General features: G+C 66.5%; 21 protein-coding genes and 1 tRNA gene. 5 read left to right on the forward strand and 17 right to left on the reverse strand.

Going from position 1 to position 26,697, the window contains the following annotated elements:
• Positions 1-12: 12 nt before the first annotated feature.
• The 3 genes from BZF61_RS13665 to BZF61_RS13675 form a co-directional block, all read right to left on the reverse strand.
• Positions 13-1,184 (reverse strand): IS3 family transposase gene (locus BZF61_RS13665; protein WP_143737079.1). Its coding sequence is split into 2 segments (ribosomal slippage): positions 13-932 and positions 932-1,184, totalling 1,173 coding nucleotides; the frame shifts between segments, so codons are not numbered across the junction.
• A 60-nt stretch (positions 1,185-1,244) separates the two neighbouring features.
• Positions 1,245-2,411 (reverse strand): tyrosine-type recombinase/integrase, encoded by a 1,167-nt coding sequence (locus BZF61_RS13670; protein WP_086619956.1) that lies wholly within the window; start codon positions 2,409-2,411, stop codon positions 1,245-1,247.
• Between the two features lie 142 nt (positions 2,412-2,553).
• A tRNA-Ser gene (locus BZF61_RS13675) sits at positions 2,554-2,644 on the reverse strand.
• A 417-nt stretch (positions 2,645-3,061) separates the two neighbouring features.
• Between BZF61_RS13675 and BZF61_RS13680 the strand changes: the two genes are divergently transcribed.
• Complete coding sequence (locus BZF61_RS13680) at positions 3,062-4,081, forward strand: peptidylprolyl isomerase (RefSeq protein ID WP_086620013.1); 1,020 nt, start codon at positions 3,062-3,064, stop codon at positions 4,079-4,081.
• A gap of 2 nt (positions 4,082-4,083) precedes the next feature.
• Here BZF61_RS13680 and BZF61_RS13685 read toward each other — a convergent pair whose 3' ends face one another.
• Both BZF61_RS13685 and hemF read right to left on the reverse strand, forming a co-directional pair.
• Positions 4,084-6,174: a RelA/SpoT family protein gene (locus BZF61_RS13685; RefSeq protein WP_086619957.1), complete on the reverse strand. Its 2,091-nt coding sequence runs from the start codon at positions 6,172-6,174 to the stop codon at positions 4,084-4,086.
• Between the two features lie 64 nt (positions 6,175-6,238).
• Positions 6,239-7,096 (reverse strand): oxygen-dependent coproporphyrinogen oxidase, encoded by an 858-nt coding sequence (gene hemF / locus BZF61_RS13690; RefSeq protein WP_086619958.1) that lies wholly within the window; start codon positions 7,094-7,096, stop codon positions 6,239-6,241.
• 103 nt (positions 7,097-7,199) lie between these two features.
• On the opposite strand from hemF, the gene pdeM reads away from it, so the two are divergent.
• Complete coding sequence (gene pdeM / locus BZF61_RS13695; protein ID WP_245804649.1) at positions 7,200-7,907, forward strand: ligase-associated DNA damage response endonuclease PdeM; 708 nt, start codon at positions 7,200-7,202, stop codon at positions 7,905-7,907.
• Positions 7,908-8,004: 97 nt separating this feature from the next.
• On the opposite strand, the gene BZF61_RS13700 is transcribed toward pdeM, so the two are convergent.
• From BZF61_RS13700 to BZF61_RS13740, 9 genes are all read right to left on the reverse strand, one after another.
• Positions 8,005-9,870 carry a methyl-accepting chemotaxis protein gene (locus BZF61_RS13700; protein WP_245804650.1) on the reverse strand — a complete coding sequence of 622 codons (1,866 nt, stop codon included), beginning with the start codon at positions 9,868-9,870 and terminating at the stop codon, positions 8,005-8,007.
• Positions 9,871-9,985: 115 nt separating this feature from the next.
• Complete coding sequence (locus BZF61_RS13705) at positions 9,986-11,650, reverse strand: methyl-accepting chemotaxis protein (protein ID WP_245804651.1); 1,665 nt, start codon at positions 11,648-11,650, stop codon at positions 9,986-9,988.
• A gap of 151 nt (positions 11,651-11,801) precedes the next feature.
• Positions 11,802-13,319 carry a putative bifunctional diguanylate cyclase/phosphodiesterase gene (locus BZF61_RS13710; protein ID WP_245804652.1) on the reverse strand — a complete coding sequence of 506 codons (1,518 nt, stop codon included), beginning with the start codon at positions 13,317-13,319 and terminating at the stop codon, positions 11,802-11,804.
• A gap of 139 nt (positions 13,320-13,458) precedes the next feature.
• Entirely contained in the window at positions 13,459-14,322 is an 864-nt protein-coding gene (locus tag BZF61_RS13715) for a CheR family methyltransferase (RefSeq protein ID WP_086619960.1), read from the reverse strand.
• A gap of 10 nt (positions 14,323-14,332) precedes the next feature.
• Positions 14,333-15,418 (reverse strand): chemotaxis-specific protein-glutamate methyltransferase CheB, encoded by a 1,086-nt coding sequence (gene cheB, locus BZF61_RS13720; protein WP_245804653.1) that lies wholly within the window; start codon positions 15,416-15,418, stop codon positions 14,333-14,335.
• 23 nt (positions 15,419-15,441) lie between these two features.
• Entirely contained in the window at positions 15,442-15,807 is a 366-nt protein-coding gene (locus tag BZF61_RS13725) for a response regulator (RefSeq protein WP_086619961.1), read from the reverse strand.
• A 55-nt stretch (positions 15,808-15,862) separates the two neighbouring features.
• On the reverse strand, positions 15,863-16,315 hold the full coding sequence (locus BZF61_RS13730) for a chemotaxis protein CheW (protein ID WP_086619962.1): 453 nt from the start codon (positions 16,313-16,315) through the stop codon (positions 15,863-15,865).
• The gene (locus BZF61_RS13735) at positions 16,312-18,729 is read right to left on the reverse strand and encodes a chemotaxis protein CheA (protein WP_086619963.1); all 2,418 of its coding nucleotides are present in this window, start codon (positions 18,727-18,729) and stop codon (positions 16,312-16,314) included. Before BZF61_RS13735 ends, BZF61_RS13730 begins: the two co-directional genes overlap by 4 nt.
• A gap of 60 nt (positions 18,730-18,789) precedes the next feature.
• The gene (locus BZF61_RS13740) at positions 18,790-20,169 is read right to left on the reverse strand and encodes an MATE family efflux transporter (protein ID WP_086619964.1); all 1,380 of its coding nucleotides are present in this window, start codon (positions 20,167-20,169) and stop codon (positions 18,790-18,792) included.
• 95 nt (positions 20,170-20,264) lie between these two features.
• Between BZF61_RS13740 and BZF61_RS13745 the strand changes: the two genes are divergently transcribed.
• A complete protein-coding gene (locus tag BZF61_RS13745) occupies positions 20,265-21,029 on the forward strand; it encodes a class II aldolase/adducin family protein (RefSeq protein WP_086619965.1) in 765 nt (254 codons plus the stop codon).
• 16 nt (positions 21,030-21,045) lie between these two features.
• Positions 21,046-21,591 carry a (2Fe-2S)-binding protein gene (locus BZF61_RS13750; RefSeq protein WP_086619966.1) on the forward strand — a complete coding sequence of 182 codons (546 nt, stop codon included), beginning with the start codon at positions 21,046-21,048 and terminating at the stop codon, positions 21,589-21,591.
• Positions 21,592-21,594: 3 nt separating this feature from the next.
• Here the strand turns inward: BZF61_RS13750 and BZF61_RS13755 are convergent, their stop codons facing one another.
• Positions 21,595-23,769: a TonB-dependent receptor gene (locus BZF61_RS13755; protein ID WP_211276790.1), complete on the reverse strand. Its 2,175-nt coding sequence runs from the start codon at positions 23,767-23,769 to the stop codon at positions 21,595-21,597.
• Between the two features lie 154 nt (positions 23,770-23,923).
• On the opposite strand from BZF61_RS13755, the gene arsC reads away from it, so the two are divergent.
• The gene (gene arsC / locus BZF61_RS13760; protein WP_086620019.1) at positions 23,924-24,268 is read left to right on the forward strand and encodes an arsenate reductase (glutaredoxin); all 345 of its coding nucleotides are present in this window, start codon (positions 23,924-23,926) and stop codon (positions 24,266-24,268) included.
• A gap of 141 nt (positions 24,269-24,409) precedes the next feature.
• Here the strand turns inward: arsC and BZF61_RS13765 are convergent, their stop codons facing one another.
• Both BZF61_RS13765 and BZF61_RS13770 read right to left on the reverse strand, forming a co-directional pair.
• The gene (locus BZF61_RS13765) at positions 24,410-25,771 is read right to left on the reverse strand and encodes an MFS transporter (protein ID WP_086619967.1); all 1,362 of its coding nucleotides are present in this window, start codon (positions 25,769-25,771) and stop codon (positions 24,410-24,412) included.
• Positions 25,772-25,789: 18 nt separating this feature from the next.
• Positions 25,790-26,644, reverse strand: coding sequence for a DUF7847 domain-containing protein (locus BZF61_RS13770; RefSeq protein WP_086619968.1), 855 nt, complete (start codon positions 26,642-26,644; stop codon positions 25,790-25,792).
• Positions 26,645-26,697 lie beyond the last annotated feature (53 nt).

Raw genomic sequence — 26,697 nt, forward strand, 5'->3', positions numbered from 1 at the left:
CCCCAGCTGGGATTAGAGCCGGGCGGTTGTTTTGCGCATCAGCGCGGTTGAAGCAATGGGCTGCGTAGCGGAGCCCGTAGGGCGTAGCGAAGCAGTCCATTGCTTATTCAGTTCGGCGGCGAACGCCGCCGGTGTTGCGTAGCCAAGGGACGAGTGCGGTCTCTCGCGGTTGTAGTCCTCGACCCAGGCAGCGATCTCGACCCGGGCATGGGCAAGGCTCATGAACAGGGTCTCGTTCAGCAGCTCGTCGCGCATGCGGCCGTTGAAGCTCTCGACGTAGCCATTCTGCATCGGCTTGCCCGGAGCGATGTAATGCCACTCCATGCCGATCTCGCCGCACCATGCGAGCACGGCATTGCTGGTAAGCTCGGTGCCATTGTCGCTGACGATCATGCCCGGCTTGCCGCGCTGGGCGATCAGCTGGGTCAGCTCGCGCACGACACGGTGCCCGGAGATCGAGGTGTCCGGCACCGCTGCCAGGCACTCTCTGGTCACATCATCGACAACGTTGAGCACGCGGAACCGCCTGCCAGAAGCTATCTGGTCATGAACAAAGTCCAGGCTCCAGCGCTGGTTCGGCAGCGCCAGCACCGGAGCAGGTGCTCTGGTGCCGACAGCACGCTTGCGGCTGCGTCGTCGCCTCACCGCCAGACCTTCCTCCTTGTAAAGCCGCTGGGTCTTCTTCCGGTTGATCGTCACGCCCTCCCGACGCAGCAGGATATGTAAACGGCGATAGCCGAACCGGCGGCGCTGGTTGGCCAGCCCACGCAGCTTCTCGCGCAGATCGGCATCATCGTCCCGTGTGGAACGGTAGCGCACGCTCTTGCGATCAGCATCGATGACACGGCACGCCCGCCGCTCGCTCATCCCATGACACGCCTGGAGATGAGCGACCGCTTCCCGCTTAGCGGCGGGCGTCACCACTTTTTTGAGAGCAAATCCTTCAGCGCCACGTTGTCCAGCATCGTGTCGGCCAGCAGCCGCTTGAGCTTCGCGTTCTCGCTCTCAAGTTCCCGCAGCCGCCGGGCCTCGGATACCTCCAGCCCGCCATACTTGGCCTTCCAGTTGTAGATCGTCGCTTCAGACACCCCGTGCCGCCGGGCCAGATCAGCGGTCTTCGCCCCCGCCTCTGCCTCCTTCAGCACCCCAATGATCTGCTCTTCTGAAAACCTCTTGCGCTTCATCGTCTGTCCTTCCTTCAGGCCAGACTCTAATCGAGCGTGGAGGAAAATCAGGGGGTCACGTCACTGCGCGACATTCCCGCAGCGCGCCCCTTCACAGTAATTGGCCCAAGCCGCCATAAGCTCGCGGCGTTTTTCCAGCATAGTTCCACGTTGATATGCGGCAACGGTCTTGTCGCTCACCACGTGCGCCAGCGCCGCCTCTGCCAGATCGGAAGGCCAGTTGGTTTGCTCGGCAACCCAATCGCGGAAGGTAGAGCGGAAGCCGTGCGCGGTAACGTTCAGCCCCATGTCGCGGAGCGCCTTTGTCAGCGTCATGTCGGAGAGGGGCTTGCCGCGCTTCTGGCCCGGAAAAACAAGGTCGGTGTATTCGCGGCGATGCGCTTTCATCCGCTCGAAAAGCGCCACCGCTTGCGGGGAGAGCGGCACCACGTGTTCGCGTCCTGCCTTCATCCGCTCGGCTGGCACCGTCCACGTTGCCGCATCCAGATCAAGCTCGCCCCAAGTCATCATCCGCACCTCGCCCGAACGTGCGGCAGTCAGGATAACAGCTTCGAGTGCCAGCCGCCCCATGCTTTCGGATTCCCGTAATTTACGCGTAAATACGGGAAGCTCGGCATAGGGGAGCGCGGCATGGTGCTTGGGCTTGGCGCGCTGCCTTGGGAGCGCCTTGTCGATCACAGGCAAGGCCAGCCCGCTTGTCCGGTAGCCCTTGGCGACTGCCCAATCGATCACGGCATTGATACGCTGGCGCAGCCGCCGTGCGGTTTCCGGCTTTTCCAGCCATATCGCCGCGAGGCAGTCGCGCACCGCTGCCGCGTCGACGTCCGCCACCGAACGATTGCCGAAAGCAGGCACCGCATAGGTTTCGAGCGTGTTGAGCCATTGCGCCGCGTGCTTGGCATTTTTCCAGCTCGGCGCGTTCTCGGCATGAACCGTTTTTACGGCTGCGGAAAACGTGGGAATGCCCGCCGCCTTGGCGCGCTCTGCAACCGGATCGATCCCAATCTCGATTTGCTGGCGCACCTCTGCCGCACGCTCGCGGGCAAGCTTGAGCGGGACTTTGCTGGCGCTGCCTAGGCCAATGTCGCGCCGCCGCCCGTCTTTTTGGACACGGACAATCCAGCTCTTGCTGCCGCCCTTGCCGACAATAAGGCCAAGCCCCTCGCCATCCCAATAGCGCCCCGGCTCTTTGAGCTTGGCGATACCTGTTGCCGTGAGCTTACCCATCGCCACTTTCCCCACACTATTTCCCACAACGTAACGCGGATTGCGGGGAACGGCAAGGGCCAGCCGGGAACGTCAGCTTTGCTATTTCTCTCTATTTTAGAGGGCTTGCACGGCTGGCGAGGTCCGGCTGGGATTGGGTAGGTGGCGGAGCAGGAGGGATTCGAACCCTCGATACGGTTTTGCCGTATACACACTTTCCAGGCGTGCGCCTTCGACCACTCGGCCACTGCTCCGCTGCACGTTCTTGTTGCGCTACCGCTCGGCTGCCTGCGCGCCTTTTGGCGCGCTGCCGCTTGGTTGCTGGAGCGCCCAAGAAGGGCAAGGCTGCGCCGATAGCGGTGAATGGCCCCCTTCGCAAGGCGACAGGTTTGGCAGTGCACCGGAATTGTGGTACGAGACTCGCGGTGGTCAGCGCTGCGCGGATCCGGCATTCCCTGCGAACGCTGCCTCAAGAACCCCTTTCCGCCCCCCAAAACGCGTGGAAAGGGGTTTTTGCGTGGCGCCCCTTGTTTTTTCTCAAGCGCCGGCGGGCGCATCCGCCCTTGGCTTACGCGCCATGAGGCGCGGCGGGCAGTTGCCCTCGCGGCCATGCGGCCCGGGCCATCGCTTTCATTCTGGCTATGGCTTTGCTTGGCTGGCACTATGCCCGCATGAACAGAGCCTTCCTCGCCGCTGCGACGGCCCTCACCCTCACCCTGCCCGCTGTCGCTCAGGACGAGCCCTTGCCCTCAAGTAGCGAAGCGGTAGGGCAACCAAAGACTCCCGCGCCAGCGCCATCGGAGATCGTCGCCGCCGCGCCCAAGAGCGATTGGGTGGCGATTCCGGCGGAGGATCTGCTGGTGATGACCCTCGCGCCGGATGCCGAAGGCAAGCCGCGCACGGTGGTGATCCAGCTGATGCCCGCGCCCTTCTCGCAAGGCTGGGTCCACAACATCCGCCTGCTCGCACGCGCCAAGTGGTATGACGGCATCTCGGTCAACCGGGTGCAGGACAATTACGTCACCCAGTGGGGCGATCCCAATTACGACAACCCGGAAGCGACGGGGAAGCCCAAGCCCTTGCCGCAAGGGCTGAAGGTGATGGGGGAAGCGGAGTATGTGACGCATGATTGGTGTGGTCATCACGTTTGCCCACCACTGCCGCCCGTTGGTGCGGACGATACCAAGCAAGACGACACATATGGAAACGCCGGCATCGTGCGGGGCTGGCCGCTCTCTAGCCAGCAGGGAATGTCAGGGGTCTGGCCTGTCCATTGCTACGGCATGGTCGGCGTCGGACGGAACTACTCGCCCGACACCGGCTCGGGCGCGGAACTCTACACCGTGATCGGCCATGCCCCGCGCCATCTCGATCGCAACATTGCGCTGGTCGGGCGGGTGATCGAGGGGATGGAACACCTCTCGAGCCTGCCGCGCGGGTCGGGCGATCTCGGCTTTTACACCGCGGAGGAAGCGGGCAAGCGCACGCCGATCCTGACGGTGCGGGTCGCGAGCGATCTTCCCGCGAGCGAACAACCGAGATTTGAATATCTCTCGACCGAAAGCGCAATCTTCGCCCGCTACGCCGAAGCCATCGCCAACCGCCGCGATCCGTTCTTCATCGTGCCCGCCGGCGGCGCGGACATCTGCAACATCCGCGTGCCGGTGCGGCGGGTGACGGACGGGGGCTGAGCCTACTGCCGGTCCGCCTGTGCTACCGCGTCGCTGGCGCGCAGGGCCGATATGATGCGGTTGAGGTGGGCCGCATCCTCGACCTCGACCTCGATATTATAGGTCACAAAGGGGTGGTCGATCTGGGCCTGGATCAGGGTAATGATGTTGGCCTTGTTCTGTGCGAAGATCCCCGCCATTTCCGCGAGCGTGCCCAGCCGGTCGTAGATCGTCACCGACAGCTGCCCCGCTGCCCCTACCGAACGGTTGCCCCAGGCAAGATCGATCCAGTCGCTGTCCACCCCGTTCGCCAGTTCCATGCAGTCGATCGCATGGACCAGCACCGGCTCGCCCTTGCGGCGGATGCCGACGATGCGATCGCCGGGCACCGGGTGGCAGCACGGGGCGAGCTCGAAGGCGACCCCGGGCGTCAGGCCGCGGATCGAGATTGCCCGTTCACGCCGTTCCCAGTGTTCATCCGCGGCAATGCTCGCGGTGCAGCCGGGCACCAGCGCCTCCATCACCTCGCGATCGGAGATCTTGGCCGCGCCGATGGCGTACATCAGCTCATCCGGTTCCTCCATGCCAAGCCGGTGCACCGCTGCGCGGATCGCCTTCTTGCCGATCCGCGCGGGCACGCGCGCGGCGATCTCGTCGAACAGTTTGGCCCCGATCTCGGCCACCTCGGCGCGCTCCTTCATTCGCACCGCCCGGCGGATCGCGGCGCGCGCCTTGCCCGTAACCACGAAAGACAGCCATGACAGCTGTGGCGAGGCGTGGGGGTTCTTGATGATTTCCACGACATCGCCATTGTTGAGCGGTGTCCTGAGCGGCATGTGACGCCCGTTGATCTTCACACCCGCCGTCTGGCTACCGAGGTTGGTGTGGACTGCGAAGGCAAAGTCCACCGCGGTCGCGCCCTTGGGTAGCTGGAACAGCGCGCCCTTGGGCGTGAAGGCGAAGATCCTGTCCTGATAGATCGCCAGCCGCGTGTGCTCGAGCAGCTCCTCGGCATCGTGGCTGGCATCGACGATCTCGATCAGGTCGCGCAGCCAGCCGACCGCGCCATCGGGCTTGTCGCCCTGCTTGTAGGCCCAGTGGGCGGCGAGGCCGAATTCATTGGTGCGGTGCATCTCGCGGGTGCGGATCTGCACTTCGACCCGCATCGAATTCTCGTACATCAGCGAGGTGTGCAAGGAACGGTAGCCGTTCGATTTGGGGGTCGAGATGTAGTCCTTGAATTTGCCCGGCAGGAACTGCCAGGTGGTGTGGAGGATGCCGAGCGCGCGGTAACAATCCTCAACGGTATCGGTCAGCACGCGGAAGGCCATGATATCGGTCACCTGCTCGAAGCTGACGTGGCGTTCGGCCATCTTGCGCCAGATCGAATAGGGGTGTTTCTCGCGACCAGACACCTCGACCTTGAGCCCGGCCTCGGCAAGGCGCTGCTTGATCTTGAGCGCGATGGCATCGACTTGCCCGCCGTCTTGACTTCGCAGTTGTTCAAGCCGGCCGGTGATGGTGGCATAGGCCTCCGGCTCCAGCTCGCGGAAGGCGAGCGCCTGCATCTCGCGCATGTATTCGTACATCCCCACGCGTTCGGCGAGGGGGGCGTAGATATCCATCGTCTCGCGGGCGATGCGCTGGCGCTTTTCGGGTGACTTGATGAAATGCAGCGTGCGCATGTTGTGCAGCCGGTCGGCGAGCTTGACCAGCAGCACGCGGATATCTTCCGACATCGCCAGCAGGAACTTGCGCAGGTTCTCCGCCGCGCGCTCGTTCTCGGGCATGGTCTCGATCTTGGAGAGCTTGGTGACACCATCCACCAGCCGCGCGACCTCGGGGCCGAAATGGGCCTCGATGTCTTCGATCGTGGCGAGCGTGTCTTCGACCGTGTCGTGGAGCAGCGCGGTGATGATGGTCGCCTGATCGAGCTTGAGGTCGGTCATCAGGCCCGCGACTTCGACGGGGTGGGAGAAATAGGGATCGCCGCTCGCACGCTTTTGGCTGCCGTGCTTCTGCACGGTATAGACGTAAGCGCGGTTGAGCATCGCCTCGTCGGCGGCAGGGTCGTATTCGAGGACCTTCTCGACGAGTTCGTATTGGCGCAGCATTACGGGTGAATATGAGCGCCAGAGCACCATGCCGCAAGTGCGAAGAAGGGCGCGGCCCTCCGCGTCAGGGCCAGATTGCGCGCGGCGGAAGGCTCATCAGGATCGCATCGATATTGCCGCCGGTCTTGAGGCCGAAGATCGTGCCGCGGTCATAGACCAGATTGAACTCGGCATAGCGGCCCCGGTATTCCAGCATCTGCGCTTCGTCCGCCGCATCGAAGGGTGTGTGCATGCGCCGCCTGACGATCGCCGGGAAGACGTCGAGGAACTTCCTGCCGATGTCGCGGATGAAGGCAAAATTGCGATCGAAGCCGGCGTCATCGGCGCATTCGAGGTGATCGCAGAATATCCCGCCGACCCCGCGATGCACCTTGCGGTGCGGGATGTAGAAATACTCCTGCGCCCACTTCGAATAGCGTTCATAATAGGTCTCGTCGTGCGGATCGCAGGCGGCCTGCATCGCGGCATGGAATTCGGCGGTGTCCTCGGCATAGGGGATCGGCGGATTGAGATCCGCCCCGCCGCCGAACCAGGCCTTGGTGGTGGTGAGAAAGCGGGTGTTCATGTGCACGGCCGGCACGTGCGGATTGGCCATGTGCGCCACCAGGCTGATCCCAGTCGCGGCAAAGCCGGGGTTGTCCGCGCTCGCCCCGTTGATCGAGCCGGCAAATTCCTTGGCGAAGTTGCCGCGCACGGTCGAGACATTGACCCCGACCTTCTCGAACACCTTGCCCTTCATCAGCCCCTGAACGCCGCCGCCAGGATCGGGATTGCCTTGCTCCTCGCGCTCCCACGGGATGTAGGTGAAGCGGGCGTCAGAGCCTGCCTCGCGCTCGATACGCTCGAATTCAGCGCAAATTTGGTCGCGCAGGTCTTCAAACCACGCCCGCGCGCGGCCCGTATGTGGTGTCCAGTCCGTCATACATCCCCGTCCGTCATTTGCCCGCAGCATAGGCGATGAAGCGCACCGCACAAGGCCCGCCCCGGCATTGCCAAAGCGAATCTTTGCAGGCAATGAGCCAGGCATGGTTCGCGCTATGTTCTTTCCCTTCGCCTTTGCCGGACACGAGCTGGCGCTCGGGCAAGGCCGCGCGCTCTACTGGCCGGCCGAGCGCACGCTGCTGGTGGCCGATCTGCATCTGGAGAAGGCGAGCTGGTTTGCCGCGCGCGGCCAGATGCTCCCGCCCTATGACAGCCGCGATAGTCTCGAACGGCTGGCCGAGGCGGTGCGGCTAACCGGCGCACGGCGGGTGATCACGCTGGGCGATAATTTCCACGATGCTGCCGGCGCGCTCAGGCTCGATCCACACTCCGCCGGGATGCTCGAGGCGCTCACGCGGGCGCTCGATTGGGTATGGATCACCGGCAACCACGACGAGGAACTGCCCAAGGGCTTCGGCGGGACGATCGTGCCCGAGCTAGAACTGGGCGGCGTTGTCCTGCGCCATGAAGCCCGCGCCGGAGAGACCGCGCCCGAGCTTTCGGGCCACTACCATCCCAAATTGCGGGTCAACCTCAGGAACCGCCATATCGCGCGTCCCTGCGCGGTCATCGGCAGCAGCGACAACGGGGCCGAGCGCATGATCCTGCCCGCTTTCGGCAGCCTCACCGGCGGGCTCGATGCCGCCCATCCCGAAATCCTCGGTGCGCTGCAACCCGCGCGCACGATCGCGGCGCTGATGCCCGCCAAAGGCCGCATCGCCCGCTTCCCGCTGTGGCAGGCAAGCGCCTGACAAGCGGGCCGCCTCACAGCCCTTCCCTAGGCGAAGGCCCCCTCTGCCGTGCCCCTGGTGCGCGAGGTCGGTGAAGTGGCCGAAAAACCGGGGGGCGCTAGTGCCCCGCCCGGACCGTCTGCAGGAAGTCGCGCACCTGTTCGCTGAGGTGCGAGGCCTGGGCTTCAAGCTCGTTGGCGCTGAGCAGCACCTGCGAGGCCGCCGCGCCCGTCGAGAGCGACAGCTGGCGCACGTCCTCGATATGCGTGCTCACCTTCTCGGTCGCGCGGGCGGCAAGGTCGATGCTCTGGGCCAGATCACGCCCCGCCACGGACTGCTGATCGACCGCGGTGGCGATCGAGACGGCGGTGCTCTCCAACTCGCGCACCTGTCCTGCGATCGCCCGCAGCGCCTTGACACTGGCGCCGGTGCTGGTCTGCATCGCGCGGATCTGTTCGGCGACCTTTTCGGTTGCGCGGCTGGTTTGCATCGCCAGTTCCTTGACCTCGCTTGCAACCACCGCGAAGCCGCGGCCCGCTTCGCCGCCGCGGGCCGCTTCGATGCTGGCGTTGAGCGCGAGCAGGTTGGTGCGCTGGGCGATCGTCTGAATCAGCTCGACGATCTGGCCCACTTCCTCGGCCGAGGCGGCAAGCGCGGTGATCGTCTCGTCCGCCTCTCCGGTCGCCGCGGCGGCGAGACGGGCGAGCTCGCTCGACGAGGCCGCCTGACGGCTGATTTCGCTGATCGAGAGTGCGAATTCGTCGCTCGCGGCTGCCGCGGCGGTCGCCCCGGCATTGGCCTCTTCGATCGAAGCGGCAACGTCGCTGGTGCGGCGGCTGGCTTCTTCGGCGCTCTTGGCCATGCGCGTGGCGGTGGTGTGGAGCTGGCTCGATGCCGCGGCCACGCCGCCGACAACTTCGCCGACCGTGCGTTCGAACTGGCGCGCAACCTCGTCGAGCAGCGCAGCCTTCTTGGCCTCGGCTTCAAGCCGTTCGCGCTCGCGTTCCTGCTGCATCAGCAATTCCTGTTCGGCCCGCTCCGAGCGTTCGCGTGCGCGATCTTCCATCCACTTGTTGGCGCGCTTGAACAGTTCGAGCGCGCGAACCATCTGGCCCACTTCGTCCTCGCGCTCCGCACCGGCGATGGTGAAATTGCGATCGCCTTCGGACAATTGGTTCATGGCGCCGGCGATTTCGACGATCTTGCGCGAGAAATCGTGCGACAAGTAGGCCATGCCCAGCAGCAGGACGCTCGCGGCGAAGGCGGCGAGCACGGCGAGGATCAGCACCATGTTGAAGAAATAGGCGATGCCGCTGGCTTCGCGGGCTTGCGCGTGCTGCGCGAGATCGGTGGCGAGCCGGCCCGCCTCGTTCACCAGCCTCTCGCCCGCTGCCGCGAGTGTGGCGGCTGCGGCGTTGGCATTGCCGCCGCTGCGCACGGTTTCGGCGGCGCGGTCGGCCTCGCTGCGGAAAGCGGCGAGCTGGGCGGCGAGGGTCGCCACGCGCGGCTCCATTCCGGGTACATGCGCGCCGAGCGCGGCATCGAGCGTGGCGATCTGCGCGGCCAGCGCCGCCTCGCTCGCGCGCTGGCTCTCACGCAGGCGCGCGGAACGGTCATAGAGCGCCCGCACGGCGTGATAGCGCAGCTCGCCCGAGGCGGTTTCGAGCGCGCCCGCGGCGACCACGGCTTCCTGCACCCGCGCCGTGGCGTTGTAGCGCTTCCACAGATCGGTCAGACCGAGCCCGAGCACCAGCGTCATCAGCGTGCCGACCGCGAAGAAGGTGCCGAAAATGGCGTTGATCTTGTTCGACAGGGAAAGATTGCGGAACCACGCGAGCCGTTCGAGCAGGCTGATGCGCGCAGGTTCGCGGCTCGTCTGGGCCGGGCCCGACGTGACGGCACCCTCGCTCTCGAAATCGGCTCTGAGGTCGCGGACGAAGTCAGGCACCGCGTGTTCCTCGCGCCGTTCCTGCAGTGTCATCATGTTCATGCCACAATCCCCCGGTGCGTGTTTGCAAGCTTTCGTAAAGGATAATCCTTGCCGAAAGCTTGATTGACGAAGGCGATCGGACACCGCTTTGCGCGAGCAGCAGGCCGCTCTAGCCCGCCCGCACCCGCATCAGGAAAGCCTGCAACTGCTGGCGCAGGCTTGCGGCTTGGGTTTCGAGGCCGGTGGCGCTGGCGAGCACCTGGCCGGCCGCGGAACCGGTCGAGAGCGTCGCCTGACGCACCTGCGCGATATGGCCGGAGGCGCGTTGCGTGCCGCGTGCGGCAAGATCGATACTGCGCGCCAGATCCTGTCCGGCGATCGACTGCTGGTCGACCGCGCTGGCGATGGCAACCGCGGTGGTTTCGAGCTGCGCAATCTGTTCCGCGATCGTCCGCAGCGCCGACGCGCTGGCACCGGTGGTGGCCTGCATTGCGCGGACCTGTTCGGCGATCTTCTCGGTTGCGCGGCTGGTCTGGTTGGCGAGTTCCTTGACCTCGCTGGCGACCACCGCGAAGCCACGGCCCGCTTCGCCGCCGCGGGCGGCCTCGATGCTGGCGTTGAGCGCGAGGAGGTTGGTGCGCCTGGCAATCGAATTGATCAGCTCGACGATCTCGCCGACCTGCTGCGCCGAGGTGGTGAGCGCGCCGATGGTGCTGTCGGCCTGGCGGGCCGAACGCGTCGCCTCGCGTGCCAATTCGGCCGAGTCTGCGGCCTGCCGGCTGATCTCGCCGATCGACATGGCAAATTCATCGCTCGCCGAAGCCGCGGCGGTGGCGCCAAGACCGGCTTCCTCCATCGCGCCCGCTGCCTCGCCGGTAAGGCGGCTGGTGTCCTCGGCGGTGGCGGTCATCAGCTGGGCGGTTGCCTGCAACTGGCTGGCAGCGGCGGCGACATTGGTGACGACATCGCCGACGGAGCGTTCCAGCCGGTCGGCAAGATCGCGCAGCATCCGCTCGCGTTCACGCTGCGCGTCCTGCTGTTGCTGCTGGAGCCGGGTCTGCGCGTCGCGTTCCGCGCGCGCGCGTTCGGCGCGTTCGCGGCTGAGGCGTTCGAGGCGCAGGCCGGCGCGGTGGAACACCTCGAGCGCGCGCGCCATCTCGCCGATCTCGTCCTGGCGGGTGATGCCGGTGATTTCGATCCGCTTCGCCCCGGCGGCCAGCTGGGTCATCTGTTCGGCCATCGACCTCAGCAGCCCGCCGACGGTATGGTTGACATAGCGCTGCGCCATCAGGGTGATCAGGATCAGCGCTGCCGCGATGCCGATCCATATGAGCAGCAGGGCAAGGATGAGGTCAGCTTGGGCATGCGCGCCGGCATCGGCGTCCTTGCCCAGCAGGTCGGCCAATTCGCGGCCTGCCGCGAACACCGCGCCGCCCGTCGCGGTCACCTCGCGCGCGCGGGCCTCGCGCAGTTGCGGATTCCCGGCATCGCGCTCGAACGCGGCGATCTGGCGGTGAAAATCGGCCACACCCTCGCGAATCACGGCAAGCCGATCATAGGCGGGGATGTTGTCTTCGCGCAGCGCGTCCGAAAGGCGGGCGATGACGCGTTCGGCGGCGGCGAGGTGATCGCGCGCCGCGCTGCCGCGCGCCCCTGGCCTGCCGGTCACCAGCATTTCGGCATGACGCTGGCTTTCGCTGAGATGGGTGACCAGCCGCTCGGCTTCGAGCGCGTGATCAAGGATCAGGTTGATCCGTTGCGCGCGGCTGCCGAGTTCGATGAATCCGCCGATCGCGAAAAGTCCGGCAGCGAGCGCGAAGCCCAGACCGAGCATGAAGAAGCAGGAGATCTTGCCGCTGATCGAGAGTCGCTCGAACCAGCGCCGCAGCCCCCCCCCATGCTGCCGGTCTGCGCCGCCCTCGTCGGGACAGCCTGAGTCCCGGCGCGTTCGGCCGCAAGGTCGAGGGAAATATCCTCCATCGCGCTCACGCGGCTGCCTCTCCCGCGCGCTTGGCGTTCTGCTCAGCGATCAGGCGGTCGATCTCGGCGGCGGGCAGCGCGCGGTGATAGAGCCAGCCCTGGATCTGGTCGCAGCCGGCCATGCGCACCAGCTCGGCCTGCGCCTCGGTTTCGACCCCTTCGGCGGTCACGCTCATGTTCAGCGCACGGGCGAGCGCGATGCTGGAGAGCATCATCGCGCGGCTGCCCTCATCGCCGCTCGCCAGTTCGATCAGGCTGCGGTCGAGCTTGAGCTTTTCGAAGCTGAAGCGCCGCAGGAAGCCGATTGAAGCATAGCCGGTGCCGAAATCGTCGAGCGCGATACGCACGCCGAAGGCACGGATTACATCGAGCGTGCGTTCGGCCACCACCGGATCGAGCACCAGGCAGGTCTCGGTCACTTCCAGTTCGAGCCGGTGCGGGGGAAAGCCGGTTTCTTCCAGCACCTCGCCCAGCTTGATCGGAAACTCCGGATTGCGCAGCTGCGCGGCGGAGATGTTCACCGACAGGGTCATGTCGTCCCACCGCAGCGCATCGCACACCGCCTGACGCAGCACCCATTGACCGAGCGGGTTGATCAGCCCCGAATCCTCGGCCACCGGAATGAAGACGTTGGGGCCAAGCGGCATACGTTCGCCGCGCGGCCAGCGCAGCAGCGCCTCGACCGCGACGATCCGCCCGTCCTCGGCATCGACCAGCGGCTGGTAGGCGAGCGCAAATTCGCCTGCGGCAATGGCGGTGCGGATCTCGTCTTCGATCTCGCGCACGCGCTCGCGGCTTCGGTCGAAGGTTTCGTTGAACCAGGTGCAGCGCATCTTGCCACCGCGCTTGGACATGTACATCGCCACGTCGCTGCGGCGCAGCAACTCGGACGAGGGCACGCGGTGTTCAGCGGTGCTGCGAGCAAGGCCGATACTGGCTCCGACCGCGATTTGCCTGCCGGCCACCGTCACCGGCGTGGCCAGCCGCTCGAGCAGCGTGCGGCACATGCCTTCAAGGATCGTCCCGGCGACCTTGCCGCCCAACACCGCTGCGAATTCGTCGCCGCCGAGCCGGTAGCAGCGCGCCTCGTTGCCGCAGGCCTCGACCAGCATCTGCGCACAATGCTCGATCAGCTGGTCGCCAAGGGCGTGGCCGTAATGGTCGTTGACCTGCTTGAAGCTGTCGAGATCGATCAGCGCCAGCGCCACTTCCTCGCCGCTTTCCGCGAGGCGTTCGACATCCACGTGCAGCGCACAGCGATTGGGCAGCCGGGTGAGTGTATCCCTCAGACTGAGCGATTCCAGCTCGCGGAGATTGGCGACTGCGCTGCGGCCAAGCAGGATCAGGAGCGCCGAATAGACCAGGATCGTGGCGGTGAGCAGCGGCGCGGGGCTGACAATCGCCAGACGATGATTGAGGCTCACCGCCAGCACCGCAACCCCGGTGATTACGCAGGCGAGCGCCAAGGGCACCAGCACGAGGCCCACAGGCGTGAGACGCAGCGGTTTGGCGGTGTGCGACAAGCTCTGTTTTCCCTTTTCGGCCCACAGCCGGTGCCACGGGCGAGGCTTGCTGCGGATCGTAAAGGGCGGCGGCTAATGAAGGGTAAAGCCAGACACCGATCGCTTCCCATTGCGGCCCCTTCGCCGCGCAGGAAAGGGGTTAACCGACCAGCAGCTGGCGCGCTTCGCTGTCCGCCGCGATCGGCTCGAAGAAGCTTGCGCGCCGCGGCGAGGGGCTGAAGTGGTGGGTCTGGCCGACCACGGTCTCGCCCGCGCCGAGCATCAGGAAGCCGTCAGGCGCAACCGCGCTGGCAAGCCGATCGAAGGCGGCTGCGCGGGTGGCGCGATCGAAATAGAGCAGCACGTTGCGGCACAGCACCAGATCGAAGGGCTCGCGCCCGGGCGGCGGGCCGAGCACGTTGTGCTGGCGGAATTGCGCCATCCGGCGGATGTCCTCGCGTATCAGCCAACCGCTTGATATTTCCTCGAAATGGCGCAGCATCTGGGTGACCCCGAGCCCGCGCTGCACCTCGAATTGGCTGTATAGGCCGCTGCGCGCTGCATTGATCGCGCGCTGCGACACGTCGGTGCCGATCAGCTCGATGCGCCAGCCCGCCCAGCGTTCCTTCTGGTCGGCAAACACCATCGCCAGCGAATAGACTTCCTGTCCGGTCGAGCAGCCCGCCAACCAGATCGACAGCCGCTTGGTGCCCGCGCGGCGGCGCGCGAGTTCGGGCAGGATATCCTGGGGAAGCTGATCGAAGGTCGGCTTGTCGCGGAAGAAATAGGTTTCGTTGTTGAGCAGCGCCTCGACCACCTCCTGCGACAGGTCGCGGCCGTCCGAGCCGGCGCGCGGCGAGGCCAGCAGGCAAACCAGCTGGTCGATATTGCTGATGCCGTGTTCGCGGAAGATCCCCGCCAGCGCCGAATTGACACGCCAGCGGCGGCTTTCGGTGAGGTGCTGGCCGGTGCGCGCGGCAAGCAGATCGGCGATGATCTGGTGCGAGGCTTCGCTGGTTTCCACGCCGCGCGCCTCAGCCTTGCCGCATGAGCGGGATGCTGGGCTGCGCCATGATGGCTTCGCCCAGCGTCATGGGATCGGCGATGAGGCTGGCAAGACCAGCCCTGGCGACGGCGCCGGGCATGCCCCATACCGCGCTGCTGGCCGCGTCCTGCGCGTAGATCGTGCCGCCTGCGCTGACCAGTTCCTGCGCGCCGATCACACCGTCGCGGCCCATACCCGACAGGATCACCCCGAGCGCGCGGCCCTCGCAGGCGACTGCGAGGCTGGAGAGCATCGGATCGATCGAGGGCAGGCAGCCGCTGGGAGCCGGATCGCGGCAGATCTGCGCGATCAGTCGCTCGCCGCTGCGGCGCACCAGAAGGTGGCCGTCTCCGGGCGCGATCATGACACGGCCCGGGCGGATTCCCATGCCGTGGGCGGCGATATCTGCGGGCCGACGGCAGGAGGTCTCGATCTGCCGCGCAAACACCGGGATGAAGGAGGAGGGCAGGTGCTGGGTGATCAGGATCGGCAGGTCGAAGCCAGGCTCCATCGCTCGCAGCATCAGCCCGAGCGCATGGATCCCGCCGGTCGAGGCGCCGATCGCGATCACCTCGGTGCAGCGCGGGCGCAGGCTGGCCCTGGCGCGCACGAAGGCGCGTTCGGGCGGCGGCGCGACCAGCGGTGCAGAATCGAGGAAGCGGCTGCCGAGCGCGCGAATCTTGCCCAGCAACTGGGCGCGGTAGTCCTCGGTAAAGCCGCCCGGAAGCGGTTTGAGCAGGGTGTCGGCGGCCCCCATCTGCAGCGCGGCAAGCGTGTGTTCGGCACCGTCGGTGGTCAGCGAGGATACGACCAGCACCTGCGGGTGGGCGGGGGTCGCGAGAATCGCGGGCAGGGCATCAAGCCCGCCCATGCCGGGCATTTCGAGATCGAGCAGCACCACATCGGCCGGCTCTGCGGCGAGCTGGGCGATCGCGCGTTCCGCGCTGCTGGCGGTTCCGGCGATCACCAGTGCCGGATCGCTTTCGACCATGCGCCGGAAGATCGTGCGCACGGTGAGCGAATCATCGACGATCATCACCCGGATCGCATGCTTGCCGATGCGTCCGGAGGTCACAGCATGAGGGCGCCGGTCGCAGTTCACGCCAAGCCGACGAGCTGGAGCTTGATCTGGAGGGTTTCGTGATCGAACGGCTTCATCACATATTCGTCCGCTCCTGCCTCGATTGCCTGACGGATATGCGCGACATCGTTCTCGGTGGTGCAGAACACCACCTTGGGCTTGTCGCCGTCGGGGCGCTGGCGCAGGTGCATGAGGAACTCGATTCCCGTCATCACCGGCATGTTCCAGTCGAGCAGCACCACATCGGGCATCGCCGCTGCGCAGGCGTCGAGCGCTTCCTTGCCGTTCTCCGCCTCGTGGACCGCAAAGCCGAGCGTTTCGAGGATATGCCGTGAAACCTTGCGGATCACCCGCGAATCATCGACGATCAGGCACGTTTTCATGGCATTTCCCGCGTTGGACCGCACACGAGCCTAGAACCATCTGGTAAGCATAGGATTAAGCCGCCGCCTCGCTTTCGGCGCGTGCCGCCTCGGGCCCGGCGATCAGTGCGGCGAGATCGATCAGCAGGGCGGGGCCGGCCATGGTCTCGATCATGCCCCGCGCCACGCGCGACCATTCAGGGCCGAAGCCGCCCGGCACCTGCCCGGCGGCGCCGGTGGCGGTGGTGATGTCTTCGATCGCATCGACCAGCAGCGCATAGGAATGGCCCCCGCTGGCGACCACGGCGGCGCGCCCATCGGTGGGCGCATCCTGCGCGCCAAAGCCGAGCGCGCGGCGGCAGTCGATCACGGTCAGGGTCTGGCTGCGCAGCGCGGTGATGCCCGCGATAAAGTCGGGCGCGCGCGGCACCGGAGTGATGGCGCCGATCTCGATCACCGATTTGACATCATGCGCCGTGAGCGCGCAGCGCCGCCCGGCGATCTGGATGATCACCAGCAGCTCGCTCATGGCCGCAACCCTCCTGCCAGCCGCCCTTGGCGGGCCGCGGCGAGTGCGGCCAGCAGCCCGTCGCGATCGTAGCGGTAGATGGTATCCTTGCTGCCGCCCGCATCGGGATGATCGCGCAGGCGGATCACTGGGCCGGCCGGCATGCGCCCGAGCGCCGCGGCCGCTTCGAACACGTCCTCCGGCAGGATCGTGACGACATCGCTCTCGGTGCTGTCGCAGGCGACGATATCATAGCCGGCCGCCGTGACCAGCGGGGCAAGGATGGTGCGCGCCCAGTCGCTGTCGGGCAGCGCGCAGCGCGGCCGGTGCGCCGGGAGCGGGGCCTCGCCGTGGCGGGCGAAAAGTTCGTGCGCGTCGATCAGCGCGACCGGCTGGCCGCCGACCAGCGTCATCGCCTCGATCAGCGGGTCTTCGGGCACGGCCACCAGCGCCTCGGTCAGTTCCACCGCATCCTCGACCGTGCGCACCGCATAAAGCAGTTCGCAGGTCCCGTCGCCGAGCCGCAGCAGGCGCAGCTTGTCGGCGATGAGCGGCGTGTCGGGCAGGCCGACCAGCGGCAGGATCCTCCCGTCGATCACCACCCGCGGGCGCGGCGCGGAGCGATCGATGGCGGCGGCAACCGCGGTCTCGATGCGCTGCACCAATTCGAGCCGCACCGCCATGCGCCGGCCGGCAAAGTCGGTGAATAGCATCGCCCGCGGTGCCGCAGCGAGCGGCCCGGCAGCATCCTCGTCTTGCCGCTCGAGCACACGGCTGCGGCCATCCGCCACCAGCTCGTGCAGCGCGGCGATGTTGGTAACGTCGAGCAGCAGCACCGGCTGGCCATCGTCGAGCAGCGTCGAGCCGGCATAGAGCCCGGACTTCATCACTGCCGGTGCGAGCGGTTTGACCACCAGATCGCCGTGGCTGTGGATGCGTTCCACCACCAGCGCGAACAGATCGCCGCTTGCCAGCCGCAGCAGCACCAGCGTGAGGTCGCCGTGCGCATCGCTGCCCGCGATGCCGAGCACCTCGGCCAGCATCAGGCAGCGAATGCGCTTGCCGCGGAAGGTGATCAGCGCGCTCTCGCCCATGCGGGTGAGTTCGAGCGCCGCGGGCGAGGCCTGGACGATTTCCTCGATATAGCCTTGCGGGATGGCGAAGCGCTGGGTGCCGACTTCGACGGTGAGGCCGGCAATGATGCTGAGCGTGAGCGGGATCTGGAGCGTGAACTGGGTGCCTTCGCCCGGCACGCTCGATACCTTGATGCTGCCGCCGACCTTTTCGAGGTTCTGGCGCACCACATCCAGCCCGACCCCGCGCCCGGAGACGGCGCTGACCGCCTCGGCGGTCGAGAAGCCCGGTTCGAAGATCAGGTTGACCAGCTTGTCGCGGCTCATCGCGGCGCGCTCGGCAGGGGTAATGAGGCCCGTGGCGATGGCCTTGGCGGCGATCCGCTCCTCGTCGAGCCCGCGACCGTCGTCGCGGATGACGATGGCGATGGTGTTGCCCGACTGGCGGGCGGCAATCGCCAGCAGGCCGATTTCGCGCTTGCCCGCGGCAAGGCGCGCAGCGGGGGCTTCGATGCCGTGGTCGATCGCGTTGCGGATGAGATGGGTGAGCGGATCGCGGATGGTCTCGATCATCTCGCGATCGAGTTCGACATCGCCGCCGTCGAGATCGACCATCACCTGCTTGCCGAGTTCGGCGGACAGATCGCGCACCAGGCGCGGCAGCGCGCCGAACAAGGTCTCGATCCGCTGCATCCGCATCCGCGTTATCGCATCGCGCACGCCGGCAAGGATCGCCGAGAGCCGTTCGAACGGGCCGTCGATGGTCGGCTGGTTGCCCGCCTGCCGCAACCGGTGGGCGAGATCGTTGCGCGCCAGCACCATGTCGGACACGCCGCTCATCACCCGGTCGAGCAGTTCGACCGGCAGGCGGATGGTGCGCTGGGCGCTGAAGCTGTCGCTGCGGCGGGTGGCCCAGCCGCCGCCGTCTTCGCCGCGTTCGACCAGCACGCTGGCCGGCGGGTGGCGCGGGTTTGCCGCGGCGTCGGCCGCCTCGGGCGCGGCGTCGAGCGCGGCGATCAGCGCCGCGTCATCGGCTTCGGGAAAGTCTTCGCCCGCCTCGATCGCATCGACCATCGCCGCGATTCGGTCGATGATCGCGAGCACGGCGGACACCAAGGCCCGATTGGGTTCGCGCCGTCCGGCGCGGCAATCGGCAAGCGCGTCCTCAGCTGCGTGGGACAGGGCGGCAAGGCGCGGAAAATCGAAGAAGCCACAATTGCCCTTCACCGTGTGCACGAAGCGGAAGATCGCATCGATGCGTGCCCGGTCGTCCGGGTCAGCCTCCCAGGCGACGATCTCGCCACCGGAAGCCTCCAGCATCTCGCGGGTCTCGGCGATGAAATCCGCCAGCAGATCGTCCATCAGGTCGCGCGCCCCTTTGCCTTGCGCGGTGCTTTATGGGGCAGCTTGGTTAATGAACGCCTAGCGCGCCGCCCATGCCGGCTGCGGTTTCAGGAAGATATGGCGCACCAGCACCAGAGCCGAAACCGCCCCGAACAGGTTGGCGGCGAGTTCCGCGGCGTAGATCGCAGCCGAACCCATGCCCGGCTGGAGCAGCAGCGCGACCGGCAGCATCACCAGGAACACCCGCGCCACCGACTGCATCAGCGCAAGCCCCGCGCGGTCGACCGCGTTCATGATTCCATTGCCAACGATCAGCAACCCGAACCCGGCATAGCCCCAGGCGGCGATCTTGAGGTAGAGCGCGAATTGCGCGACCACGGCGCGATCGTTGGTAAAGGCCTGCGCGAAACGCTCTCCGAAAGCAGCCATGGCAAGCGCCACGCCAAGGCCCCAGATCACGCAGAACCCCGCCGCGTAGAGCGCCGCCTCACGCGCCCGATCATAGCGGCCAGCGCCCCAGTTCTGCCCGACGATCGCCCCGATCGCCCCAGACAGGCCGAGCAAGGGCACGATCACGAAGCTCTGCAACCGCCCCGCCGCCCCGAACCCCGCCACCGCCGCCTTGCCCTCCAATGCGACCAGCGCAGTCAGGATCGACAGGCCGAGCGGGTTGATCGCGTTGGAAAAGGCCGCCGGCAGGCCGACGCGTGTGATCGCCCGCGCCTGTTCGATAAGGTTGCAGTCCTTTAGCAGCGCGAGGTTGAGGGGCAGCGATGTGCCGCGCAGCAGCAGCATGGCCACCAGCACGCCAAGGCCCCAGCCGATCACCGTGGCATAGGCCGAGCCAGCAATGCCGAAGCCTGCGAAACCGCCAAGCATGCCTGGGGTTCCGGTGACCAGGATCGGGTTGAGGGCACAGTTGGCGGCGGCATAGGCGATGCTGACCGTGCTGGTGCGTTTGGCCTCGCCCTGTCCGCGCAGCACGCCGTTGAAGCCCATGATCGCGAGGCTGAGCGGAAAGCCGCAGGCATAGGGTGTCATGTAGGCGCGGATCAGCGGCATCAGCTCTGCCGGCGCGTTCATCGCGGTGAAGATCGGATCGATCGCAAGCCATAGCGACAGGCCCATCAGCATGCCGACAAGCGTGGCAAAGACGATCCCGAAATTGGCGCGGCGCGCGGCCTTGGCCGGATCGCCTTCCCCCAGCGCGCGGGCGACCACCGAATTGATCCCCACCATCACCCCCACGCCCAGCGAGGTGCTGGCGACCGCGACGGGGAAGATGAAGCTAATCGCGGCGAGCGGCGCGCTGCCGAGCTGGCCGATGAAATAGGCATCGACGATCCCGATCGACATGATTGCCGCCACCCCGATCACCGCCGGCAAGGTCTGGCTGACGAGGTGTCCAGGGATTGATCCGTTGACCAGTCTGGGAAGGCTTTGCTCGCGCGCGTTCATCGGTCTTGCGGGCGTAGCGGGGCCCCGCGCGACTTGCAAAGCATTCCCGCCGCGTGCGATAGCAAACCGCGAAGGCAAATGGAGAGGAACGGTCGATGGCGACGCAGCTCAAACCCGGTATCGAATGCAGCAAGCAGGAGTGGCAGGCGCGGCTCGACCTCGCCGCCTGCTACCGCATCTTCGACCATCTCGGCTGGTCGGAGTCGATCTACAACCACATCTCGCTCAAGGTGCCGGGGGAAAGCGATACCTTCCTCATCAACCCTTTCGGCCTGCTCTATTCCGAAGTCACCGCCTCCAACCTCGTCAAGATCGATGTCGAGGGCAACAATGTCGGCGGCTCGCCCTACATGGTGAACAAGGCCGGTTTCACCCAGCACGCCTATTTCCACAAGCATCTGGGCGATCGGGCGAACGCGATCTGCCATGTCCACACCACCGCGACCATGGCCGTGGCCAGCCACAAGGACGGGCTGCTGCCGATCAATTTCTATGCCTGCAATTTCCATGGCCAGATCGGCTATCACGATTTCGAGGGCGTGACCGTGCGCGCAGAGGAAGGCGAGCGGCTGGTCAAGAACCTCGGCAATCACAGCATCCTGATGCTGCGCAACCACGGCCCGGTGGTGATGGACCGCACCATCCAGGGGATGTTCGTCAAGATGTGGGCGCTCCAGCGCGCCTGCGAGATCCAGGTGGCGACGCTGGGCATGGGCGAGCCGATCCTGATTGCGCAGGACGTGATCGATGTTCACCAGCGCGACCTTGCGGTGATGAGCGGGCAGGGCGGTGCGGGCCTGTTCGACTTCGAGGCGTGGAAGCGCCGCATCGACAAGATCGACGACAGCTGGCGCAGCTAGGCCGCCCGGAGCCGCCATGTCGCGCATGACCGTCAACGAGCGGCCGGTCGAGTTCGATCTCGATCCCCGGATGCCGGTGCTCTACGCGCTGCGCGAGGCGATGAACCTCACCGGCACCAAGGCCTGCGGAGGCGGCGAATGCGGCGGCGCATGCATGGTGCTGGTCGACGGGGTGGCGCTGCGGTCATGCAAGATCACCTTGGCCGAAGCCGAGGGGCGGGTCATCACCACCATCGAAGGGCTGAGCCGTGATCGCTCGCATCCGGTGCAGCAGGCGATGGTGGCCGAACAGGCGATCCAGTGCGGCTATTGCACTCCGGGCATCGTCATCGCGGCGGCCGCGCTGATCCAGCGCAATCCTGCCCCGACCCGCGAAGAGATCCTTGCTGCAATCCCCAATATCTGCCGCTGCGGGGTCTATCCGCGGCTGGTGCGCGCGGTCGAAAGGGCGGGGCGCGTGGCCCAGCGCCGCGAGAGTATCAGCGCCGCGCCGGCCCCCGGCATCAGCCCCGAAGACGCGGCGCAGGCCGTGCCTGCGCTGCGCGTGCCCGAGACCGATTAGGTATCAGAACCTCCCCGTGATCGTGAACCGCGCATTGAGCGGCGGGGCCACGGTCAGCTCGTCGGCCGAGTGGGCGTTGGGGAAGTAGAGCGTGTCGAACAGGTTCTCGACATTGATCTGGAAGCGCAGATTGTCGTTCAGCGCGTAGGAGACCGCCATGTCCACCCGCGCATAGGCGGGCAGGGTGACGGTATTGGCGTTGTCGGCGAAGCTTTCGTCCTGCGCGGTCAGGCCGAGCCCGAAGCCGAGCTTATCGGTCGCCTGGAAGGTGTTCCAGAGCGAGAACATGTGTTCGGGCAGCTCACGCAGGCGGCGCCCCGTTGGCCCGGTGCGGCTCTGTTGCTCGCCATCGAGGTAGGAATAGCCTGCCGAGAGGAACCACCAATCCGCCACCTGTCCCTGCAGCTGCGCCTCGAACCCGCGGATCTTGCTGTCGATCACGTCGAGCGTGTCGGGGTTGTTGTCGGCTGGCTGGGGCGAGGACTGCTCGATCTGGAAAAGGGCGCCCGTCAGCGCGAGGCCGGGGCGGATGTCCCACTTCACCCCCGCTTCGAGGTTGGAGAAGGTGTCCGGATCGAGCGCATCGTTGGGCGGGTTGATGTCGGCGAACTGGTCACCCGAGCGCGGCAGGAAGGTTTCCGAATAGCTGGTGTAGAGCGACAGGTTCTCCTGCGGCTTGATGATGAGGCCAAGGCGGGGGCTGATCTCCTCGTCCCTGCGGCTGCGCACCACGCCGGTGCGCTTGTCGAGCACGGTGATCTCGAAGCTGTCGTAGCGCGCGCCGAGCACCAGGCGCAGCCAATCGGCGATCTTCATCTCGTCCTGGATATAGGCCGAAAGGACGGTGAGATCGGCCTCGGTGTCATCGTTGAGCGCGGTAAAGGCGAAGCGGGTGGTGCGGCCATCGGCGAGCGTGCCGATCCCGCCCCGCATCGGGAAAGGACGCAGCGCGGAGAAAAATTCCACGTCCGCGCGCCGGCCATCGGCCACGGCAGTGTCGAACACCGCGTTGAAGCGATCATTGTCGTTGCGGGTGTCGATGAACTCGCCGCCCACGATCAGCGTATGGCCGATCCCGCCGGTTGCGAATTCGCCGACGAGATTGCCCGACAGGATCAGGTTCCTGCGCTGGTTGTTGTCGATATAGCCGTCGATCGCCACGACATTGGTGGCCGGATTGTAGCCGACCGGGAAATAGTTGGCATAGGTCTTGGCATAATCGCCATAGGAGGCGGTGAGGTTGGCCTTGACGCTTTCCGAGAAGCGGTGCTGGAGCGTGCCGCGCAGCACGTGCGCTTCGAAGGTGGCGTAGTTGTTCTCGGGATCGGCAAAGGTGATGCGTCGCAATGCGCGCACCGGTTTGCCGTTGTCGTCGGTCGGGATGCCGCGGTCGATGAAGCGTTCGTGATCGAGATATTCGTAGGCGAGATCGATGATCGTGCGGCTGCCCAGTTCCACCCGCAGGGTCGGGTTGATGCTGATCTGCTCGCCGTCGAACAGGTCGCGGTGGTTGTCGAGATGCTCGTAGGCGGCGTTGATCCGCAGCGCGGCGCTGTCGCCGAGCGCGACGTTGAGATCGCCCCACACGTCATAGGCGCCGATGCTGCCGGCCGAGGCGCGCAAACCGGCGAAGGTCTTGCCGACGACGCCCTTCTTGGTCACGCGGTTGAGCACGCCGCCGGTGCCGCCGCGTCCGAACAGCAGCGCGTTGGGGCCGCGCAGGATCTCGACCTGTTCGAGATTGTAGAGCCCGCGATAATATTCGACGTCGTCGCGCACCCCGTCGACGAAGAAGTCCGCGGTCGAGCGCACGCCGCGGAACACCACCGCATCGCGGTGGCCCTCGCCCTGCGAGGAGGTGACGCCGGGGGTGTAGGCGACGATATCGGCGACGCTGTCGAACCCCTGGCGGATGATCTGGTCGGCGGTGGTGATGCTCAGCGACTGGGGAACGTCGATGATCGGGGTCGGGGTCTTGGTGGCGTTGATCTGGTTTGCATAGAGCACTTCGCCGGTGACGACGATGTTCGGACTTTCCATGCCCGCCGCATCACCCGCTTCGGCAGTGGCCGCAGCGTCGGCCGGGGCGGTGCTTTCCGCGGAGGTTGCCGCGAGGGCGGGGCAGGCGATCGTGGCAGCGCCAAGCATCAGCGCCGTCCGGGTAAGAGGCAGAATCATGAGGGACCTTTCGTCTTGGTCCGGGCCAGCTATTGCAACTTACTTGCAAATGCAAGACCCGTGCGGCGGCGAAATGGATAATCATCAAGCTGTAGCATTTGCGCCGCACATCCCCTATCCGCGCCGGGCGCAGCAGCAATTTCAGGAGCGCGGCATGAAGGTGACGATCTGGCACAATCCGGCCTGTGGCACGTCGAGGAAGACGCTGGCGATCCTCGAAAGCCTGAGCGGTGTCGAACTGACGGTGATCGAATATCTGAAACAGCCGCCAAGCGCCGCGAAGCTCGCCCAGCTCTACCGCGATGCTGGGATCACGCCCCAGCAAGGCCTGCGTCTGCGTGGCACCGACGCGGCGGAACGCGGGCTACCGGATGCGGATGATGCCACGGTGCTGGCGGCCATGGTCGCCGAGCCGCGGCTGATCGAACGCCCTCTGGTGGAGACCGAGAAGGGCGTGCGCCTCTGCCGCCCGCAGGACAAGGTGCTGGAGATTCTCTAGTTTTGCTGGCCCGCCTGCGTGGGCCCGCACTCGACGCTGTTTCAGGCCCTCCGGGCTTGAGCGCCTGCGGCACGCGCGGGTGCGCTCGCCGCCCTCTGGCCGTGCAGGTGAGGAAATTGCACGCCGGAGGATTTGCGCACATCACGCATGCGTCAGCTCCCGGTCAGCCTGCAACCCGAACCATCCGTGCACCAGCACAAGCGCGCACAGCGCCACGATCAGGCCGAAGCCCAGCCAGTCGGAATGGCCGTAGAGCCAGACGCCCAGCGCGGGCGCGTAGATATAGCTTGCGCCTGCCAGCGAGGCGACGATACCGCTCGCCTGTCCCTGCTCGGCACGGGTGACCGCGAGCGAGGTGCCGGCCGTTGTCCCCGGGCGGAACAGGCCGAACCCCAGCGAGGCAATCGCATAGCCCAGCGCGATCAGGTGCAGATCCCCCGCCAGCGCCAACACCACCGTGCCCAGTGCCGCGGCGGCGATGCCCCACAGCGTCGCCGCGCGCGGGCCGAGATGAAAGCGCGGGATCAGGCCCCATTGCGCAAGCAGCGTCGCGATCGCCCCGCTCATCAGCACGAGGCCCACCGGCCCCGCGCCTTCGGCGGGGCTGTCGCGCAGGGCCAGCCGGTCGAGCACCAGAAAGCCCGAAATCCCCAGCACCATCGCCTGCGCATGGCCGCCGAAGAACCCTGCGAAGACCCACGGCCTAATGCGCGGATCGCGCCATGAGAGCCGCGGCGGCGGGCCCGCGATTGCAAGCGCATCCTCGCTCTCGCTCGTCTCCTGCGGGTCGAGCGGCGCGCCCGAACCGCTCGACGAATAGGCCACCGCCTGGCCGCGCGCGGCAAAACGCGGCTCGTCGTCGGGCAGGCGCAGGCGCAGCAGCGCGAGCGCGACCGCGCCGATGACGGCAAAGCACAGGAACGGCCCGGTCAGCCCGATCCCGAGGAAGGGCAGCACCATTAGCGGCGCCAGCGCGGGGCCGATCACCGTGCCCAGCCCAAAACTCGATGCGATCAGTGAAAGCGCCTGGGTGCGCTCGGCCCGCGGCGTGCGCGCGGCAACATAGGCCTGCACCGCCGGCGGCGCGGCGCTGCCGAACCCGCCATAAAGGCTGCGTGCGGCAGCAAAGGCGACCAGCGTCCACAGTGCGCTCATCCAGCCCGCCAGCCCCGCCCACAGCGCCCCGCCGCACAGGATGAAGGAAGCGATGAAGCCTGCCAGCCCCACCGCCATCATCGCCTTGCGCCCGCGCCGGTCCGAGCGCCGCGCCCAGAGCGGCGCGCACACCACCCAGAGCAGCGCCGACCAGCTATAGGCAAGGCTGATCCACACGTCCTCGACCCCCAGCGCCGTGCCGATCGAGGGCATCACCGATTGCATCGCGGTGTTGCCGGCGGCGGTTACCAGCATCACCATGAACAACAGCGCCATGCGCGCCGGCGGGATCGCGCGCGCCGCAGCGGCCTGTCCCGCCGGTTCGCGGTGGGGATCGGTCTCGGCCATCGGCGGGCTGTGTCTGCCCTATTCGAAGGTTTCGGCCAGCCGCTCGGGCGCAGCGCCGGCAAGCTGGCGATGAACCGCGGCCAGCACGACGAGGAAGATCACCGTGATGATCGCATTCACCAGCGCGTTCACCGCGGCGATGCCGATGCGGGCCACCTCGCCGCCTGCGGCCGAGAGGATCAGCGTCAGTATGCCCTGCACCAGCGCGCCGATGATCACGATCACCACGAAGAGCAGCACGAAAAAGGCGAAAATGCGCAAACTGTTGCCCTTGGTCAGCCGCCATGAACGGGCGATGGCAGCAACCGGATTGCGCTCTTCATCAATGGCGATGACAGGCGCGATCAGCGAGAACTTCACCGCCACGTAGATTACCAGCACCACCAGCGCGAGGCCTGCAATCGCCACCACCACCGGCGGCGCGAGCGCGGCCAGCAGCGCCAGCGGCACACCGATCGCCACCCCTGCGGCGAGCGCGCTCAGCAACTGCGCGGCGATATAGGAGGGGATGCTCCGCACGCCCTTGCCCAGCGCCTCGCCCACGGTCGGATGGCCGCGATCGGTCAGCAGCGCGAGCAGGCTCATCGAGCCGATGAAGCCGGCGATGCTGATCGCCACCAGCGCCGGCCAGCTATCGGCATAGAGCGCGGCGAACTGATCCATCGCCTGCTGCATCGCCGCCTGCGGATCGCCGCTCTGGCCCGGGCCGGAAACCGGCAGCGTGGCGCCGACCTCGGGCATCATCAGCCCGGCGGCGAACGAGGGCAGGAAGAAGAACAGCCCCGCCAGCGCCGAGATCGTGTCCTTGTTGGCTCCGATCAGCGCGGTCGCCTGGGTCCAGGCCTTCCCCATGTCGAGCTTTGCATTTGCCATGTCCGTCCGATCCCCGACGCTATGTGACGATGCTCCTGCAATCGCCTCTTGCC

Source organism: Erythrobacter tepidarius, assembly GCF_002155695.1.
Taxonomy (GTDB): domain Bacteria; phylum Pseudomonadota; class Alphaproteobacteria; order Sphingomonadales; family Sphingomonadaceae; genus Erythrobacter; species Erythrobacter tepidarius.

Bases quoted from the DNA above. Each gene is read 5' to 3' on its own strand.
- BZF61_RS13685 (WP_086619957.1), bottom strand. From the start codon at position 6,174: ATGCTGCGCCAATACGAACTCGTCGAGAAGGTCCTCGAATACGACCCT.
- BZF61_RS13745 (WP_086619965.1), top strand. From the start codon at position 20,265: ATGGCGACGCAGCTCAAACCCGGTATCGAATGCAGCAAGCAGGAGTGG.
- BZF61_RS13740 (WP_086619964.1), bottom strand. From the start codon at position 20,169: ATGAACGCGCGCGAGCAAAGCCTTCCCAGACTGGTCAACGGATCAATC.
- BZF61_RS13765 (WP_086619967.1), bottom strand. From the start codon at position 25,771: ATGGCCGAGACCGATCCCCACCGCGAACCGGCGGGACAGGCCGCTGCG.
- pdeM (WP_245804649.1), top strand. From the start codon at position 7,200: ATGGTTCGCGCTATGTTCTTTCCCTTCGCCTTTGCCGGACACGAGCTG.
- BZF61_RS13730 (WP_086619962.1), bottom strand. From the start codon at position 16,315: ATGAGCGAGCTGCTGGTGATCATCCAGATCGCCGGGCGGCGCTGCGCG.
- BZF61_RS13755 (WP_211276790.1), bottom strand. From the start codon at position 23,769: ATGATTCTGCCTCTTACCCGGACGGCGCTGATGCTTGGCGCTGCCACG.
- BZF61_RS13770 (WP_086619968.1), bottom strand. From the start codon at position 26,644: ATGGCAAATGCAAAGCTCGACATGGGGAAGGCCTGGACCCAGGCGACC.
- BZF61_RS13735 (WP_086619963.1), bottom strand. From the start codon at position 18,729: ATGGACGATCTGCTGGCGGATTTCATCGCCGAGACCCGCGAGATGCTG.
- hemF (WP_086619958.1), bottom strand. From the start codon at position 7,096: ATGACGGACTGGACACCACATACGGGCCGCGCGCGGGCGTGGTTTGAA.
- BZF61_RS13725 (WP_086619961.1), bottom strand. From the start codon at position 15,807: ATGAAAACGTGCCTGATCGTCGATGATTCGCGGGTGATCCGCAAGGTT.
- BZF61_RS13700 (WP_245804650.1), bottom strand. From the start codon at position 9,870: ATGATGACACTGCAGGAACGGCGCGAGGAACACGCGGTGCCTGACTTC.
- BZF61_RS13705 (WP_245804651.1), bottom strand. From the start codon at position 11,650: ATGCTCGGTCTGGGCTTCGCGCTCGCTGCCGGACTTTTCGCGATCGGC.
- arsC (WP_086620019.1), top strand. From the start codon at position 23,924: ATGAAGGTGACGATCTGGCACAATCCGGCCTGTGGCACGTCGAGGAAG.
- BZF61_RS13670 (WP_086619956.1), bottom strand. From the start codon at position 2,411: ATGGGTAAGCTCACGGCAACAGGTATCGCCAAGCTCAAAGAGCCGGGG.
- BZF61_RS13680 (WP_086620013.1), top strand. From the start codon at position 3,062: ATGAACAGAGCCTTCCTCGCCGCTGCGACGGCCCTCACCCTCACCCTG.
- BZF61_RS13750 (WP_086619966.1), top strand. From the start codon at position 21,046: ATGTCGCGCATGACCGTCAACGAGCGGCCGGTCGAGTTCGATCTCGAT.